Source organism: Mesorhizobium sp. M0802 (assembly GCF_040320115.1).
Taxonomy (GTDB): Bacteria; Pseudomonadota; Alphaproteobacteria; order Rhizobiales; family Rhizobiaceae; genus Mesorhizobium.
The window spans coordinates 1-14,905 of record NZ_JAMYOY010000037.1 but is presented as its reverse complement, the minus strand read 5'-3'; the positions used below and the strand labels follow the sequence as shown (position 1 = coordinate 14,905).

8 protein-coding genes, 8 pseudogenes and 1 other annotated feature are annotated in these 14,905 nt (G+C 60.4%); of the genes and pseudogenes, 9 read left to right on the top strand and 7 right to left on the bottom strand.

All coding sequences use genetic code 11. From position 1 onward, the window contains the following. Positions 1 to 85 (bottom strand): annotated as a pseudogene (locus NKI10_RS30100) (DNA-binding response regulator); the annotation flags it as partial. 143 nt (positions 86 to 228) lie between these two features. Here NKI10_RS30100 and NKI10_RS30095 point away from each other — a divergent pair. Further along, on the top strand, positions 229 to 423 hold the full coding sequence (locus NKI10_RS30095; protein ID WP_352515489.1) for an acyl carrier protein: 195 nt from the start codon (positions 229 to 231) through the stop codon (positions 421 to 423). Here NKI10_RS30095 and NKI10_RS30090 read toward each other — a convergent pair. The 3 genes from NKI10_RS30090 to NKI10_RS30080 all read right to left on the bottom strand — a co-directional run bounded on the left by NKI10_RS30090 (position 410) and on the right by NKI10_RS30080 (position 2,696). Next, positions 410 to 1,168, bottom strand: coding sequence for a hypothetical protein (locus NKI10_RS30090; protein WP_352515488.1), 759 nt, complete (start codon positions 1,166 to 1,168; stop codon positions 410 to 412). The two genes, NKI10_RS30095 and NKI10_RS30090, sit on opposite strands and share 14 nt — an antisense overlap. After that, positions 1,168 to 1,698 carry a hypothetical protein gene (locus tag NKI10_RS30085; protein WP_352515487.1) on the bottom strand — a complete coding sequence of 177 codons (531 nt, stop codon included), beginning with the start codon at positions 1,696 to 1,698 and terminating at the stop codon, positions 1,168 to 1,170. The genes NKI10_RS30090 and NKI10_RS30085 overlap by 1 nt, the downstream gene beginning before the upstream one ends. A gap of 110 nt (positions 1,699 to 1,808) precedes the next feature. Beyond that, positions 1,809 to 2,696 carry a hypothetical protein gene (locus NKI10_RS30080; RefSeq protein WP_352515486.1) on the bottom strand — a complete coding sequence of 296 codons (888 nt, stop codon included), beginning with the start codon at positions 2,694 to 2,696 and terminating at the stop codon, positions 1,809 to 1,811. Positions 2,697 to 2,856: 160 nt separating this feature from the next. Here NKI10_RS30080 and NKI10_RS30075 point away from each other — a divergent pair. After that, positions 2,857 to 3,278 (top strand): annotated as a pseudogene (locus NKI10_RS30075) (DUF1403 family protein); the annotation flags it as partial. 101 nt (positions 3,279 to 3,379) lie between these two features. Here the strand turns inward: NKI10_RS30075 and NKI10_RS30070 are convergent. Then, a pseudogene (locus tag NKI10_RS30070) lies at positions 3,380 to 4,099 on the bottom strand (IS6 family transposase). 278 nt (positions 4,100 to 4,377) lie between these two features. Here NKI10_RS30070 and NKI10_RS30065 point away from each other — a divergent pair. From NKI10_RS30065 to NKI10_RS30055, 3 genes and pseudogenes are all read left to right on the top strand, one after another. After that, positions 4,378 to 4,755, top strand: coding sequence for a hypothetical protein (locus tag NKI10_RS30065; RefSeq protein WP_023679574.1), 378 nt, complete (start codon positions 4,378 to 4,380; stop codon positions 4,753 to 4,755). 234 nt (positions 4,756 to 4,989) lie between these two features. Beyond that, positions 4,990 to 5,153: pseudogene (locus NKI10_RS30060) on the top strand (DUF1403 family protein); the annotation flags it as partial. A gap of 50 nt (positions 5,154 to 5,203) precedes the next feature. Beyond that, positions 5,204 to 5,914, top strand: a pseudogene (locus NKI10_RS30055) (IS6 family transposase). A 127-nt stretch (positions 5,915 to 6,041) separates the two neighbouring features. Here NKI10_RS30055 and NKI10_RS30050 read toward each other — a convergent pair. Next, complete coding sequence (locus NKI10_RS30050) at positions 6,042 to 7,961, bottom strand: potassium transporter Kup (protein WP_352862544.1); 1,920 nt, start codon at positions 7,959 to 7,961, stop codon at positions 6,042 to 6,044. Positions 7,962 to 8,465: 504 nt separating this feature from the next. Between NKI10_RS30050 and NKI10_RS30045 the strand changes: the two are divergent. Further along, positions 8,466 to 9,389, top strand: a pseudogene (locus tag NKI10_RS30045) (IS3 family transposase); the annotation flags it as partial. Continuing rightward, positions 8,749 to 8,865 (top strand) — a sequence feature (AL1L pseudoknot). It overlaps the preceding pseudogene by 117 nt. Here the strand turns inward: NKI10_RS30045 and NKI10_RS30040 are convergent. Continuing rightward, positions 9,368 to 10,797, bottom strand: a pseudogene (locus NKI10_RS30040) (IS30 family transposase). The pseudogenes NKI10_RS30045 and NKI10_RS30040 overlap by 22 nt on opposite strands. Before the next feature lie 30 nt (positions 10,798 to 10,827). Here NKI10_RS30040 and NKI10_RS30035 point away from each other — a divergent pair. From NKI10_RS30035 to virD4, 3 genes and pseudogenes are all read left to right on the top strand, one after another. Then, positions 10,828 to 11,130: pseudogene (locus NKI10_RS30035) on the top strand (integrase core domain-containing protein); the annotation flags it as partial. 301 nt (positions 11,131 to 11,431) lie between these two features. Further along, entirely contained in the window at positions 11,432 to 12,208 is a 777-nt protein-coding gene (locus tag NKI10_RS30030) for a hypothetical protein (RefSeq protein ID WP_352515483.1), read from the top strand. Positions 12,209 to 12,455: 247 nt separating this feature from the next. Beyond that, complete coding sequence (virD4, locus tag NKI10_RS30025) at positions 12,456 to 14,201, top strand: type IV secretion system ATPase VirD4 (protein ID WP_352515482.1); 1,746 nt, start codon at positions 12,456 to 12,458, stop codon at positions 14,199 to 14,201. Positions 14,202 to 14,905 lie beyond the last annotated feature (704 nt).

The following is a 14,905-nucleotide window of genomic DNA, read 5'->3' as shown; positions in this document are numbered from 1 at the left end:
TTACCTTCAGGGCATGCATCGTGAGATACTCGGCGATGAGGCGCCGCATTGCGGCATCATCGTCAATGACAAGAACATGTTTCAAAGGCACACCTCGCTTTGGGGGTTGCGCCCCGATCAGGGTTGCATTACCTGAATCTGCAAGCAAAAGGCATGTATTAGTGATGACATTAAATTGAACAACTGGTTCTCAAAACCCTCAACGCTCTAGTTGCCGAAAAAGTAGAGGTGTCGATGACAACCCGAATGCGGGATCTCGGCCTCGACAGCCTCGACTATAACGAGCTTGCTACGGCGATCGAGAGCCGACTTGGCTGGTTTGTCGACGATTACAAGCTCTGGCAATACGAGTCCGTAAGGCATGTCGCCGACGCCGTCGCCAGTCAGGAGTTGCGCACCCCTGGCCTGGTCAGGACATGTTAAGCGGAACCACCAGCAGTGCGGCAAGTGCTGGAGTAGTGCTGTAGGCACAGGTTACGGTGAGGCCAGCTTGGGCCGTTGCTCCGCTGTGGTTTCTATTCGTGACTGGTGCGTTTGAGAACTGTTGGGTCAGCCCGGTCCATGTCGCAGTGCCGATGCCCCCATTGGTGGCGTTGCCCGCAATTGCGATCGCTGCGCCCAGGGCACCAATGCTGACGGTCGTTGTCAGGCCACCCGTTGAATTGTTGTCAGAGGCAACAGTGCCCACCACACCATCCCAATTGGTGGTCGTATAGACCGACATGTAGTCACGGAACACGCTCTCACTATACGTGGTCACGATCGTTGCCGTCGTACCGGTTGGCACGAGGGCTGACCACATTGACAGATAGACCACACCAGAATTGAAGATGCTTTCCACCTGAGCGAGAAGGGTGGCAGCCACACCCCCAATCGTCATACTGTTGACGGTCACTGCACTTTCGGTGTCAGTGGTCTCAGTTGTCACGATGACACGACGATTAGCGTATGGCGCGACAACAAGCGGAATGCTGGTGTGGGTGTAAACGGTCGTGGCAGTCGAGTCTTCGTGAGTGCCATTGAAGACCAGATCTATCGGGAACATTTTCTCCCAGACGCCCGAGCTGCGCACATAGACCTGTCGAGCCTTGGTCCAGAGGCTTGAGATTTTCACCCAGACGGCGCTGGCCGCCCCCCAGACCCCGGAGGCTTTGACGTAAAGGGCCATTACGGCTGCACCCAGAAATCACCGTCCACGCCGCCAGAAGGGGCAGCGGCCGAGATCGTGACGCTGCGATTTGCCATCGTGCCGACGCCGAGAAGCGCCTTGGTCTGGGCAATGGACTGCGGTGGACGATAATTGTCCCCGGTGCCGTCACTCGACGCGCGACCGACGAAGCTCGTCACAGCGTCGGCACCTGTGGCGTAGGTCGAGCGGTACAAACGCGTCGTGATATCACCAGCGCCATCGCGCTGAGTGACCGTGCCGGCCGTTCCAGTCTGATCCATCGAAGCGCCTCCGAGCTTTGCGCTGTCAACGGCCTGAGCGGTTGCACCAAGCTTGCCCCTAACCGTCGTCGTCAGATCGGTGATCTGCTTCTGCAGCTTGCCCAGTGCCGACAGCACCGTGTCGGCCGCGGTGATCACGCCTCCCGTGGCGGTCGACAGACCCGTCAGGGCCGCGGTGATGACCGTGGCGGCAAAGTTCGAGATCGTGGCGGCCAGCTGGGTGCCGGTATGGGTCGAACGATCGCGCAAACTCGCGTCGGTAGCATTGGCGGTCGCGGCCGACGCAATACCGGCGAGCTTCGTTTTCTCCGTCGCCGTTTAGGCTTTGTTGGTCGTGCCGTCACTGATATCGTCGGCGGTCAGAATGACAGCACCAGTGCGGCCTGCGATCGACAGCACGGCGTCGGTGTAGTCTTCCTTGAACCAGTTGGCTGCGAAGGTCGTGGCCGAGGCGTTGGCGGCGTTGGCGACGATACGATCGCCGTTGGCAACGTCTGACCATTGACGGTGCCACCGGTCGAGACGATGTAGGTGAAGCCGGCCTGGGCCACGCCAGCGCCGGGGAAGCTGCCAACAGAGGCGTCCCAGGTGCCCTTGAGGATAATCGCCTGATCGAGCCCGAGCACCTTCGCGCGCAGATCGTCCAGGTCCACGTTGCCGGTAACCGTGATGAAGCCAAGCTTGGCACTCATGGCGGTCGTAAAGGTGCCGGTCGTGCCAATCAGAGCTGCGTTGTAAGCTTGGACCGAGGCACCAACAGCAGCGCTGATGCGCGCGTCGGCTGCTGTTGAGACGTTCGAGATCGTGGTGGCCAGCTGGGTGCGGGTGTGGATTGAGCGATCGCGCAGCGCTGCATCAGTCGCATTGGTGGTGGCACCTGATGCGACACCATCGAGTTTGGCCTTGTCCGCGCCCGACATGAAGCCGGAAGCTCCAGTGGTTGCGTCAGCGTGCGAGTGGGCCGCTGGTGGGAACGTCACCGGCTTGTCCGTGATGCCGGCCCACGGCGCGCTGTCAGCAATATCGGCGGCGGTGACCTTACCATCAGCGTTGGTGTCGTAGTCCACCTTCTCCATGTCACCGGTGCCGGTGCCAGCGGCGCCGCGCACGTCAACCGCGTCAGCCATGATAGACGTGAGGCCCGTCGCGCCGATGTAGTCGCCGGTAGCGGGCTTGGTCCCGGTGCCGCCTACCCAGTCAGCAACCTGGAAAACACGTCTGGCCCCGTCCACGACGAGGCTGGGCACGATTGACCAGCCCTTATCTCCCTGGTCGCCCTTGAGGCCCTTGGTGTTGAAGCGGAGGGTCCAGGCGGTAGCCCCCCGTCTTTTTTAGACATTCGCGGCGTCGGAGAAGGCGAAATCACCAACGCGGCCATCGGCGTTGGCCGGGGCGCCGATCGTATGGATGATCTCCCTCCGCACCCTTGGGACCGACGCGTCTCCCGGGGTCGGGCTGTCCGCTCTCGCGGCACCGGTGCCGTCCTCGCTGCGCCGGGCAGTCCCCGATGCGCAAACCGTTGAAGATGCTGGGATCGCATGCGGCGCCGCGATCGCCACGCTCGATGCGGTCGTGCGCCGGGATGAAAAATGGGCCGGCGCCTGGCGGCAGCGCCTCGCACTCGGCGCGGCCGCGGCGACGGTGCGGCAGGCGGGCCGCACCGAGGACGAGGCCGCGCTGCGCGACGCCGTGCTGCTGCTCACACGACCGGGCGACAATGCCGGGCCCGCCGGCCTTTGCTCCTCGCCTGGCGCCGGCTAGCAGCCCGGTCCGCGGCGGAGCTTCTGACGGAGCAAAACCTCGCCGCGGCATTGGAGGAATTCGGCTTTTTTGCCCGCGCGTCGGTTTTGGCGATTTGACGACATAGGCTTGTTGGCCGGGCTTGTCACGTTGTCTGAAATTGGCCGGCCGAGGGCTGCTGCTGCAGAATTCATGCGGGCGTTCCAGTCACGGCCTTCGATTCGGCGATGGCTTGCAGGCGATGAACATGTATGGCGAGAGCAGAACGTTTGGGGCGGGGCGGGACGAAGAGGTTGCGGAGGGCTGACAAGGTCGAGACGAAGCGTTGCAGGCCTCCCGGCGATCGGACCCCTGCATCATCCGCTCCCGTTTTCGCGGCGGCACATGGGAATTCTCCGCTCCGTTGTTCAATCCCTTGTGCGACCGGTGCTTGACGTCCGGCATTACCTGTCGCTTTGCCGCTCCATACGAGCGCAGCTAGTCGGTGATCATGCGCTTCGGCGCGAGCCCCTGCTTCTTCAACAGCCGCGTCAGCAAGCGCTTGGCGGCCTTGGTGTTGCGGCGGTTTTGCACGATTTCGTCCAGCACATATCCATCCTGTTCGACGGCGCGCCACAACCAAAGCTTTTTGCCGGGCGATGGTGACGACCACTTCGTTCAGGTACCAGACATCATTCCGGCACGGCGGCTTGCGGCGCAAGCAGCGAGCGCAGTCCAGCCCGAACTTGATGCCCCACCGGCGACTTGTCTCATACGAAACCACGATGCCGCGTTCCAGCAGCATTTCCTCAACCAGGCGCAGGCTCAGCGGAAACCGGAAATAAAGCCAGACCGCGTGGGCGATAATAGGCGGCGGAAATCGGGGGGCGTGTAGCTGACGGCGGGCGTATTCATGCCCCCCGGCGTCCATGTCGCAAATCTTGACGATTGCTTTGTGTGTCAAGCCCGCCGCAGGTCTCAACGCGTTCAATGCAGACATTGTGAAAATCGCCCTATTCCGCCTTTTTTTACCGCCCCTTAAGTCCCCCGCTCGCATGCTTGTCGATGCCATTGAACTCATAGCCATCGGCCAAGGATTTTGGAAAATATGTTTCCGCTCGCAGCAGAAAACGTGAGATTCGCTGTAGGCCTAACGTTAAGGGGAGAGAGCGGTTTGATTGGACGAAATGGGTACCGGAGTACCGAGTCATGAAGCCACGAGGTAATCTGGTCCGACTGAAGCAATTTCAGGTGAATGAGAAGCGGCGACAGTTGCACCAGCTAGACATCATGATTGCCGATTTCGAACGCATGGCGCGAGAACTGGACTTCCAGTTAAACGCCGAGGAAACGAAGGCCGGCATCTCCGATGTCAATCATTTCGCTTATCCGACGTTCGCCAAGGCCGCTCGCCTACGTCGTGACAACGTCAAGAATTCGCAATCGGACCTTCTGCGGCAGAGAACCGCAGCCGAGCCATGCCTCGCCGAGGCTGAAGCAGAGCTCTCCAAGGCGCAAATGCTAGAATCGCGCAGCGGCAGAGGCCACGACCTCGAACCCGGCAACCGAAGCGCCATGATCGGCTGAGCCGGATGGCTTCAGCGCGCCTCATTCGCGACACCCGACTGGCCGTTGGCGCGCGAGAGGCGTGCGGGCACTGTAAAGATATCAGCGTCTTGATGCAGCGATAGCTGGTCGGGACGGCTGTCATGCTGCGGCGACATACGCGATTTTGTTCCAGATTTGCATGGCGGCGTTACGCCGGTATTGGGGGAAAGTGGAACTGGTGGCAATCGGATCTCGGTGGAAACGAACCGCTGCCGGCGGACCGGCGCCTGGCGGCAACGCCTGGCGCTTTCGGCGGCGGCGGTAACGGCAAAGCAGGCTGGCCGCGTCGAGGATGAAGCGGCACCTGCGCGATGCCGTTCTGCTCAGGGCCGGGAGACGGGGTCGGCCCCGCCGGCCGGATGCTGCTCGCTTGGCGCGGCATCGTAAAGTCAACCGACAGCTTATGAAGATGTGCGTACATTGGGCCATGTCACAAGTTGCTCGTGATCCGCTCTATGGTCGCCACCGCTTTCCCGCCGAGATCATTGCGCACGCGGTATGGCTCTACTTTCGCTTTCCGCTCAGCCTGCGCATGGTTGAGGACATGCTGGCGGCCCGCGGCATCATCGTCACGCATCAGACCGTTCGAAGCTGCGCGGAGAAATTCGGACGGCATTTCGCCCAGGAGATCAATATCAGCCGGCTGCCTGGGCGACAAATGGCATCTCGACGAATGTGTCGTGGCTATCAGTGGCAAGAAGCAGTGGCTCTGGCGTGCCGTCGATCAGGACGGCTTCGTCCTCGAAGTGCTGGTACAGAGCCGCCGAAATGCCAAGGCGGCAAAGCGTCTGATGCGCAAGTTGCTGAAAGCTCAAGGGCGGACACCACGGATCATGATCACCGACAAGCTCCGATCCTATGATGCCGCCATGCGCGACCTCATGCCCGGCGTCGAACACCGGTCGCACACAGGCCTGAATAATCGAGCGGAAAATTCGCACCAGCCGACCCGACGACGCGAAAGGATCATGAAACGCTTCAAGTCGGCACGCCAGCTTCAGCGGTTCGTTTCCATCCATGATCCGATTGCCGACCTGCTCACTTTCCCTGCAATGCGCTGTCATCGGCTCAACATCGAGACCTGCGTAACGCCCCATGCAAATCTGGAACAAAAATCGCGTGTGTCGCCACAGCGTGACAGCCGTCCCGGCCAGCTATCGCTGCATCAAGCCGCTGAAACTTACAGTGCCGGGCGCGCTGCTACCTGAATTTCCTTAACGCTCATTCAATGTGACAGCACCGATTCTTCTCAACCGCGACATGCCCTAAATCGCCACCTGCGTGCCGATCTCGACCACACGTCCGGTCGGGATCTGGAAATATTCGGTCGCATCGGCGGCCGTGCGTGCCAGGCCGATGAACAGCTTGTCCTGCCACACCGGCATGCCCGAATTGGGCGAGGCTTTGAGCGAGCGCCTCGACAGGAAGAAGGATGTCGTCATGATGTCAAACTTCCAGCCTTGCTTGCGGCAGGTCGCCAGGGCGCGCGGAATGTTTGGCTGCTCCATATAGCCGAAGGTCAGCGTCACCCGCATGAACAACTCGTTGACTGTCTCCATCTTGACCCGCTCGCTGTCGGGCACCAGCGGCTGCGGTGCGGTGACCACCGACAGAATGACGTTCTGCTCGTGCAGCACCTTGTAGTGCTTCAGGCTGTGCATCAGCGCTGTCGGCGCGCTTTGCGGATCGCTGGTCAGGAACACGGCGGTGCCGGACACCAGCTGCGGCTTCTTCTTCAACAGATTGCCGGCGAGGAAATCGAGCGGGATTTCGTTGCGCCGGGTCTTGTCGAACAGATAGCGGCTGCCGCGCACCCAGGTCCACATCGCCAGAACGATGGTGAAGGCCACCGCAAGCGACGCCCAGCCGCCCTCGAACACCTTCACGATGTTGGAGGCGAAGAAGCCGATGTCGATGAAGCCGAACAGCGCCGTCATGGCGACCGCCACCCACAGCCGCCATTTCCAGATGCGCGTCATGACGACGAACAGCAGCACCGTCGTCACCAGCATGTTGCCGGTCACCGAGATGCCATAGGCGGAGGCGAGCTTGCTCGATTCGCCGAAACCGACGACCAGCAACATCACCGCCAACGCCAGCAACAGATTGACGCGCGGCATGTAGATCTGGCCCGACTGCCGTTCCGACGTGTGCAGGATTTCGAGGCGCGGCAGCATATTGAGCTGCACCGCCTGCCGGGTCAGCGAGAAGGCGCCCGATATGACCGCCTGGCTGGCGATGACCGTCGCTGCGGTTGCCAATACCACCATCGGGATCAGCGTCCAGCCTTCGTTCATCTCGAAGAATGGATGGCCGACGACGCCGTTCTTGGCCAGCACGAAGGCGCCTTGCCCGGCATAATTGAGCAGCAGGCAGGGAAACACGATCGCCAGCCAGGCCAGCACGATCGGCTTGCGGCCGAAATGGCCGAGATCGGCATAGAGTGCTTCGGCGCCGGTGACGGCGAGGAAGATGGCGCCGATGGTGACGAAGGCGACGTCGGGCGAATTGATCAGGAACGCGACGATGTAGTGCGGGCTCACCGCCCACAGGATTTCTGGATCGGCGATGATGTGGTTGAGACCGGAAAGGCCAATTGCCAGGAACCATACGGCGGTCACCGGGCCGAACACCAATCCCACCCCGCCGGTGCCAAAGCGCTGCACCGCGAACACCATGGCCAGGATGACCAGTGTCAGCGGCACCACATAGGGCTGGAAGGTCGGCGTGACGACGTTCATACCCTCGACCGCCGACAGCACCGAAATCGCGGGCGTGATGACCGCGTCGCCGAAAAACAGCGAGGCGCCGACGATGCCGATGCCCAGGATCACCGCCGACCGCTTGGGGAAACTGCCGCGCGCTAGCGCCATCAGCGACAGCACGCCGCCCTCGCCGCCGTTATCGGCGCGCAGCACGAACATGATGTACTTGATGGTGACGATGATAGTCAGCGACCAGATGATCAGCGACAGCACGCCGAGGATATCGCCGCGCTCGGCGACATTGCCGCCCGACGACGCCACCAGCGCCTCACGGAACGCGTAGATCGGGCTGGTGCCAATATCGCCATAGACAACGCCGAGCGCGCCTAGCATCAGCACCTGGGTGCTGTGCTGTTCGATTTCGGGATGGCTCGATTGTTCGACGGGTTCTGCCTCGCTACCAGCATTGGTAAGGGCCATGGACGACACTCCGATAAGGGGCGGCCCTCTACCTTTGCTGCACTGCAATATCAAGTGCCGCGACGTAATGGCTCCGTATGCGGACCGCATTTGTTGCCGCAACCGGCGGATTGTCTCATACGAAGCCACGATCCCGCTCCCGGGCCATTTCCTCGACGAGACACAGGCTCAAGGGGACCTGAAGGAGGGCCAGACCGGATGGGCGATGATCTGCGGCAGGAAACGATGGCGCTGCTTGTAGCTGACGGCATATCTTTCTACTTTGTGTGTCTGCCAGACGAGCGGGCGGGCACGGAAGTGGTCGCGCTCTGGCTGCCAGACATACTCGTCCAACCTGATGAAAACCTGACTTGTACACCCAGCCCAAACAGGTGCGAGGGGTCGGTCTATTACCAAAGGCTCTGAGGGCTGATTCTCTAGGGTTCCCGCCCAGATTGATCCGTGACCCTTGTTGTGAACCGCGCCGGGTTGATCGGAGGCTCCAACTCCTGAGAAGGTGGAACCATGACAAGCAAGACGACCAACAAGTTCTCTCCCGAGGTCCGGGCCCGCGCGGTGCGGCTGGTTCTGGATCACGAACGCGAGCATACGTCGCGGTGGGCGGCGGTTTCATCGATCGCCGCCAAGATCGGCTGCACGGCGCAGACGCTGCATGAGGGGGTGGAGAAGGCCGAGCGCGACAGTGGCGTGCAAGTCGGTGTGCCTACGGATGTGGCGACGAAACTCAAGGCTCTGGAAACGAGAGCCGCGAGCTTCGCCAGGCCAACGAGATCCTTCGCAAGGCTTCCGCGTATTTTGCCCAGGCGAAGCTCGACCGCCGGTTCAGGCCACGATCGCGTTCATCGACGCTCACCGCAAGGCGCATGGGGTCGAGCCGATCTGCAAGGTGCTGCCGATCGCCCGGTCGACCTACCACGACCATGTCGCCAAGCGCGTCGACCCCTGCCGGCTGTCGGCTCGGGCAAGATGGGATACAGCCTCGAAGGATGAGGTCCGACGGTTTGAGGCGAACTTCCGCGTCTACGGCGTTCGCAAGGTCTGGCGGCGGTTGCGTCGCGAGGGCTTCGACGTCGCCCGCTGCACGGTTGCCCGCTTGATGAAGGCCATGGGCCTCGAAGGCATCGTCCGCCGATCCGCACTACGGTGAGCAACAAGGCCGCACCTTGCCCTCTCGACCACGTCAACCGCCAGTTCCACTGCTCCGCGCCGAACATGCTGCGGGTCTCCGACTTCACCTGCGTCGCGACCTGGACGGGCTTCGTCTATGTCGCCTTTGTCATCGACACCTATGCCCGTCGGATCGTCGGCTGGCGGGTGAGCCGGACGGCGCATGCAGCCTTCGTTCTCGATGCCCTGGAACAGGCTCTCCATGATCGGCGGCCCGTGCAGGGAGGCGGGCTCATCCATCACAGCGATAGAGGCAGCCAAGGCGGATTCAACCGGATCGTCGCAACACCGGCATCATACTGTCCCCCAAGGAGTTGGTCGAGGAGTTCGGCAGGTGTTTTCCAGCCGAGCGTTTTGCGCGGTCTTGTGTTGATAGCATGGGCGACTGCGTCCAGTTCCCGGGCTGTGTGCCGACTGAGATCCGTGCCTTTGGAAAGTACTGTCTCAGCAAGCCGTTTGGTGTTTTCGTTGGAGTCTCGCTGCCACGGGCTTGGGGATCGCAGAAGAAAATCTCGAGCCCGGTGTCGATGCGCAGGTCGGCTGCTGCGCCATTTCCGCTCCATGGTCCCAAGTCAGCGACTGACGCAGTTGCTCGGGAAGTTTGCCCATGGATCGGGCTATGGCTCTGCGGACTGCTTCAGCGCCGTGGCCGGCAAGTGGTGGACCGTTCTTGATGCGCATGCTCTGCTGATAGCCATGCATGCGCGGCAGGTGAAGCACGCATTGTGAAGCGTGAACTTCGTTCCACGAGCGTACCGATCGCCTAGCTTCCGAGGCCAAGGATGAGGTCGCCTTCCCAATGTCCGGGGACAGCCCGATCGGCAATTTCGGCCGGACGGTCGCTTATTATAAGGGCGTCTCCAACGGAGGACTTGTTGCGAACTCGGGCCCGTTCGCGCGGTACGCGCAACGCTCGGCCTGAACGCAGACATGCGGTAAGTCCTCGGCGCAATGCTCCGCGTCCTTGAATGTACAAGGACTGATAGATCGTCTCTTGGCTGATCCGCATGGTTTGATCCTCTGGGTAATCGATCTGAAGCCGATTTAGCGATCTGCTCGGGGCTCCAGGCTGCCGACCACCTCCGGCTCTGTCGTTTTTTCCATACCCACCTTGGGGCCCTCGAATGAGGCGCCATTGGGATTGGTGACTTTGCCGGCCAAGCGCTCCTCAACATATTCACGCAGAGCCGGATTGACCGCCAGCTTGCCAGGAGGCCGGCGGGACTCACGATCGGCGTGCCATTGGGCGGCACTGGCCGGTAATCCAGATTGCCGCTGCGCGTCGCGGCATTGCGCCTGACCTCCCGCGAGATTGTGCTCGGCGGCCGACCTAGCTTACGAGCAATGGCCCGGATGCCGATTCCCTTGGCAAGCTCAAGCGCAATATCCTCGCGCTCCCGAAAGAAAGATGTCGCCCCGAAGGCGGCTTCGCCCACGGCGCCAAATGCGTTGGCGGCATCCCTCCTGCACTCCGAAACCAGCGCGGACCAAGAGGCGTTGATGTACCGGCATCCAGTGCGGCCTCCTCGCTCGAATGTCCCAAGGCAATAGCTTGCCAGAACCGGAAGCGATTCTCACGCTGCCAGGCAGGCGGACGCCCGGGCGAATCCAGCTTCTTTCGAGTGCACCGATCTAAGCGCGTTGGTGAACCGTCATTGCAACCTCCAATCCCTTGGTGTTGCGACGACCGGTTGAATCCGCCCAACACGTCAGCATTCAATACACCGAGCGCTTGGCGGAGGCCGGCGTCGAACCCGCAGTGGGCAGTGTCGGCGACTCTTTCGATAATGCTCTCGCCGAAACGATCAACGGTCTTTACAAGGCCGAGGTGATCCATCGACGCGGACCCTGGCGCTCATTCGAGGCCGTCGAGTTCGCCACGCTCGAATGGGTCGACTGCTTCAACAATCGCTGGCTGCTGGAGCCCATCGGCAACATCCCGCCGGCCGAAGCCGAGGAACGCTACTACGCCATGTTGGATGAACCAGCCATAGCCGCGTGACTCAAACGAAACGGCCTCCGGAATGCCCAGGGCAGTTCACATCGCATTTGATGCCAGCTTCATCGTATTTTCTTCGGCTTGGACGGGCACTTGGCAGACCCACAGAGCTGGGAACCCTTTGCCATACTACAACTGTAACATCATATCGGTTTAGCAGGTCAAGCTTCGGTGGTAACCTCATTGGGTAGAATAACTACTTTGGAGGCGAGCAATGGATCGCGATAACAAACGGGCACGTGCAGCTGCAAGATCATCTCAAGGCGTGGGGAGCAGTAGCCTCCGTGACGTTCCAGAGGGGCCATTGAGCGATGTTGCAGAACGGCTGGTAACCGCTAACCCGCGCGATACAGCGCGAAATCTTGGGGGCTTCAAAGGCCTCGGGACGCACGAGCGAACAGCCGTTCGGGGCACTCAACCCGGGCCAGAAACCGACCTCGCGAGATTTGAAAGGCGGACCAATCGGCTTGGACGATCAGCCATCAATCTGGCCGCGACATTAACAGCCGAATTGGGGTACAGCACGGATGACATAGCATTGCAGAAAGTCGGAGCGGCCAGTAATCTAGGCGATTACCTAACGCCAGGGCTGCAAGATGCTATTGTTAATCGCATTGGCAACATGGATCCGCCGTCGCAAGCTCTCGGAGCTTATTACGTTGCGCCACACTTCAGTAAGTTTACTGACGAAAATAAATCTCGCATTCTTGATCAGGCCATTGGATTGGCTTCTTCTGATCCGGATGGCAATGTCAGAAACATGGCATCCAATGCTATTCTCAACATGTATCCCCAGTTAGACGCAAATCAACAGGCCCAAGCTCACTCAGTTTTTCCCGGCATGCAAGACATCTTGCCGCACATGCCGCCGCCGCAGCATGCAGCAGAGGAACGGAGTGCGAATCTGGACGGCCACATAGCAGGTATTGAGGCTGCAGTCCGTGATACAGTAGGCCCGCAAACCTCCTATGAACAGCTGCAGCGGGGTGCTCAAATCGGGCGGTCCATAAACCACGCCTTCAATCACGCCCGAGAGGACCTAATGGAGGCCACCAGAAGCAGAGATCGCTCCGGCCGTTGAGGTCTCGGCCATGGTACAGTGACGCTTTCTCTCCCGAAATCCGTTTACGGCCTTGCCGTTTCCAATTCGCTGGCCGTTGACGTACCTGCTTAGTGTAACTTTCAAAAACCACGTCTGCCGGGTGATGCGCTGCAAGCATCGCACCACCCACTGCGGCATCGATCTGTCGAGCGGCGACATCGCGCGACGCCGGTTCGGTCTCTGAAGCACGCGCAGCATTAGCTACGGCTAATCCGGCAATGGAACAATGCTTTCAACAAAAACGACGCCCCCCAACATAGCCATTAGCATCGCGTGCTCACTCGCCGTGGGCTTCTGTGCGGCAAGTCTTTACGCAACCTTCCGCCACGGCGGCGGCGGCGAGGCTCTGATGGCGTTTGATGTCCGTGCCTTTTGGTTTGAGACGCCCTTGTATTTGGGTTTCGCAACCCCCGTTTTCTATCGGGGCGCGGCTATCGTGCTCTCGACGTCCGCGGTCGTCTTGCTGATTCAGCAGATCGTATTGCGCCGCAAGCTCGAACACCACGGGACGGCTCGTTGGGCTCGAGTGGATGAAATGCGACGCACGGGATATCTGCGACGATACCGTGGCGTGACAGGGCCGGTGTTTGGGAAGACAAGTGGCCCTTTCTGGCCTGGCTACTACCTGACCAATGGCGAGCAGCCTCACAGCCTCATCGTTGCACCGACCCGCGCTGGCAAGGGCGTCGGCATAGTCATTCCAACGCTACTTACATTCAAAGGCTCGGTGATAGCTCTGGACGTCAAGGGGGAGCTCTTTGAGCTCACCTCGAGGGCGCGCAAAGCCGCAGGTGACGACGTGTTTAAATTCGCGCCGCTGGATTCGGAGCGGCGCACAAACTGCTACAATCCGCTGTTGGATCTTATAGCGTTGCCTCCACAGCAGCAATTCACCGAAGCCCGCCGCTTGGCCGCAAACCTGATTACGGCCAAGGGGGAGGGCGCGGAAGGTTTCGTCAGCGGCGCGCGAGATATCTTTGTCGCGGGAATCCTTGCCTGCATCGAGCGGGGCACGCCAACAATCGGCGCCGTCTATGACCTCTTCGCCCAGCCGGGGGAGAAGTTTAAGCTCTTCGCGCGACTCGCCATGGAGACCCAGAACAAAGAGGCACAACGCATCTTCGACGACATGGCGGGGAACGATACGAAAATCCTAACCTCCTACACTTCCGTGCTCGGCGATGGCGGGCTCAACCTGTGGGCGGATCCCGCTGTAAAGGCGGCCACAAGTCGCTCGGACTTTTCGGTCTATGATCTTCGCCGTCGCAGAACGTGCATCTATCTTTGCGTTGGTCCGAACGACCTTGAGGTGATCGCGCCTTTGATACGCTTGTTTTTTCAGCAAATCGTTTCAATTCTGCAGCGGTCGCTGGCCCGTCGGGATGAAAAGCACGAGGTTCTCTTCCTGCTCGACGAGTTCAAGCACTTGGGTAAGCTGGAGGCGATCGAGACCGCAATCACGACTATCGCGGGCTACAAGGGGCGTTTCATGCTCATCATCCAAAGCCTTTCGGCACTGACGGGGGCTTATGGAGAGGCTGGCAAGCAGAATTTTCTCAGCAATACCGGACTGCAAGTGTTCATGGCCACGGCTGATGACGAGACTCCGAACTACATTTCCAAGGCCATCGGTGAATACACGTTTGAAGCCAAATCGATTTCCCACAGCCAGGCGCGAACGTTCGACTGGACCATTCAGAATTCACATCAAGGTGCACCGCTATTGCGTCCCGAACAGGTTCGGCTGCTCGATGACGACTACGAGATTGTTCTTATCAAAGGTCTGCCACCATTAAAATTGAGGAAGGTGCGTTATTTCTCGGATCGCATTCTGAAACGCATCTTTGAAAGCCAGACAGGCGCCCTCCCGGAGCCGGCGCCCTTGACGGGAGCAGAGGAGGCGCTCTCCGTAGAATCTCAACTCGATGACCCGCAGTGTGAATTGGCGCAGGACTTTGCCGATACAGTTTGATGAGGCTGGTGTGGACCCCGCGAAAAAATCCATCCCGTGTAACAGCTTTGTCGCAGGTGCAGGACGCCGGCTTGGAAGAGGGGCAAGCGGGCCAAGCCCGGCGAGTGGGCTTTGAGCAGCACGTGTCCGAGGCGCTCCGGCCGCTGTTCGATGGTCGAGCTGACGAGCCGCCAACCAATCCAGAGGAGCTTCTGCGACTGGAACAGGGGGTCTCGCGAGGTGCTTCAGCGAGGGCAGGATCATCAAGCCGCCTCATCTTTTTTCAGCAACCCAGGGATGCCCGATGGACGGGATGACCTCAACAGAAGCGTGTCGGAGGCTTTCGCAAGCTCTGGGACGCCGGAGTTCGGGCCGCCGCCCCCAGTCTTGGCTGCCAGCCAACAGCAGATCCGCCCTTCGCCGGATGAGCTTGACCAGGGCAACCACCTGCCACCCGAGTGAGTCGTCCCAACAATGAACATTCACCAGCGCTGTTGTGGCCAGCGGAGACGCAGAGGGCCCTGAATGCGCCGCAAGCCGTCGCCATTCAGCAGCAGCTGAGCGAAATCGGCAATTCAGGCGGCCGCGTGCATATGCAGAGAGGGGCTGATGCGATCTCCGGACCGGTAGCTCTCGCCGGAATTGATCAGGCTGGTACTGTTGGAAGGCTTGATCAGCCTCGTCACCCCAATCTCCAGCATAGCTCACTGTCACGCGGCCAACGT

Coding starts and splice junctions, on each gene's coding strand:
- NKI10_RS30090 (WP_352515488.1), bottom strand. CDS start 1,168: ATGGCCCTTTACGTCAAAGCCTCCGGGGTCTGGGGGGCGGCCAGCGCC.
- NKI10_RS30065 (WP_023679574.1), top strand. CDS start 4,378: ATGAAGCCACGAGGTAATCTGGTCCGACTGAAGCAATTTCAGGTGAAT.
- NKI10_RS30050 (WP_352862544.1), bottom strand. CDS start 7,961: ATGGCCCTTACCAATGCTGGTAGCGAGGCAGAACCCGTCGAACAATCG.
- virD4 (WP_352515482.1), top strand. CDS start 12,456: ATGCTTTCAACAAAAACGACGCCCCCCAACATAGCCATTAGCATCGCG.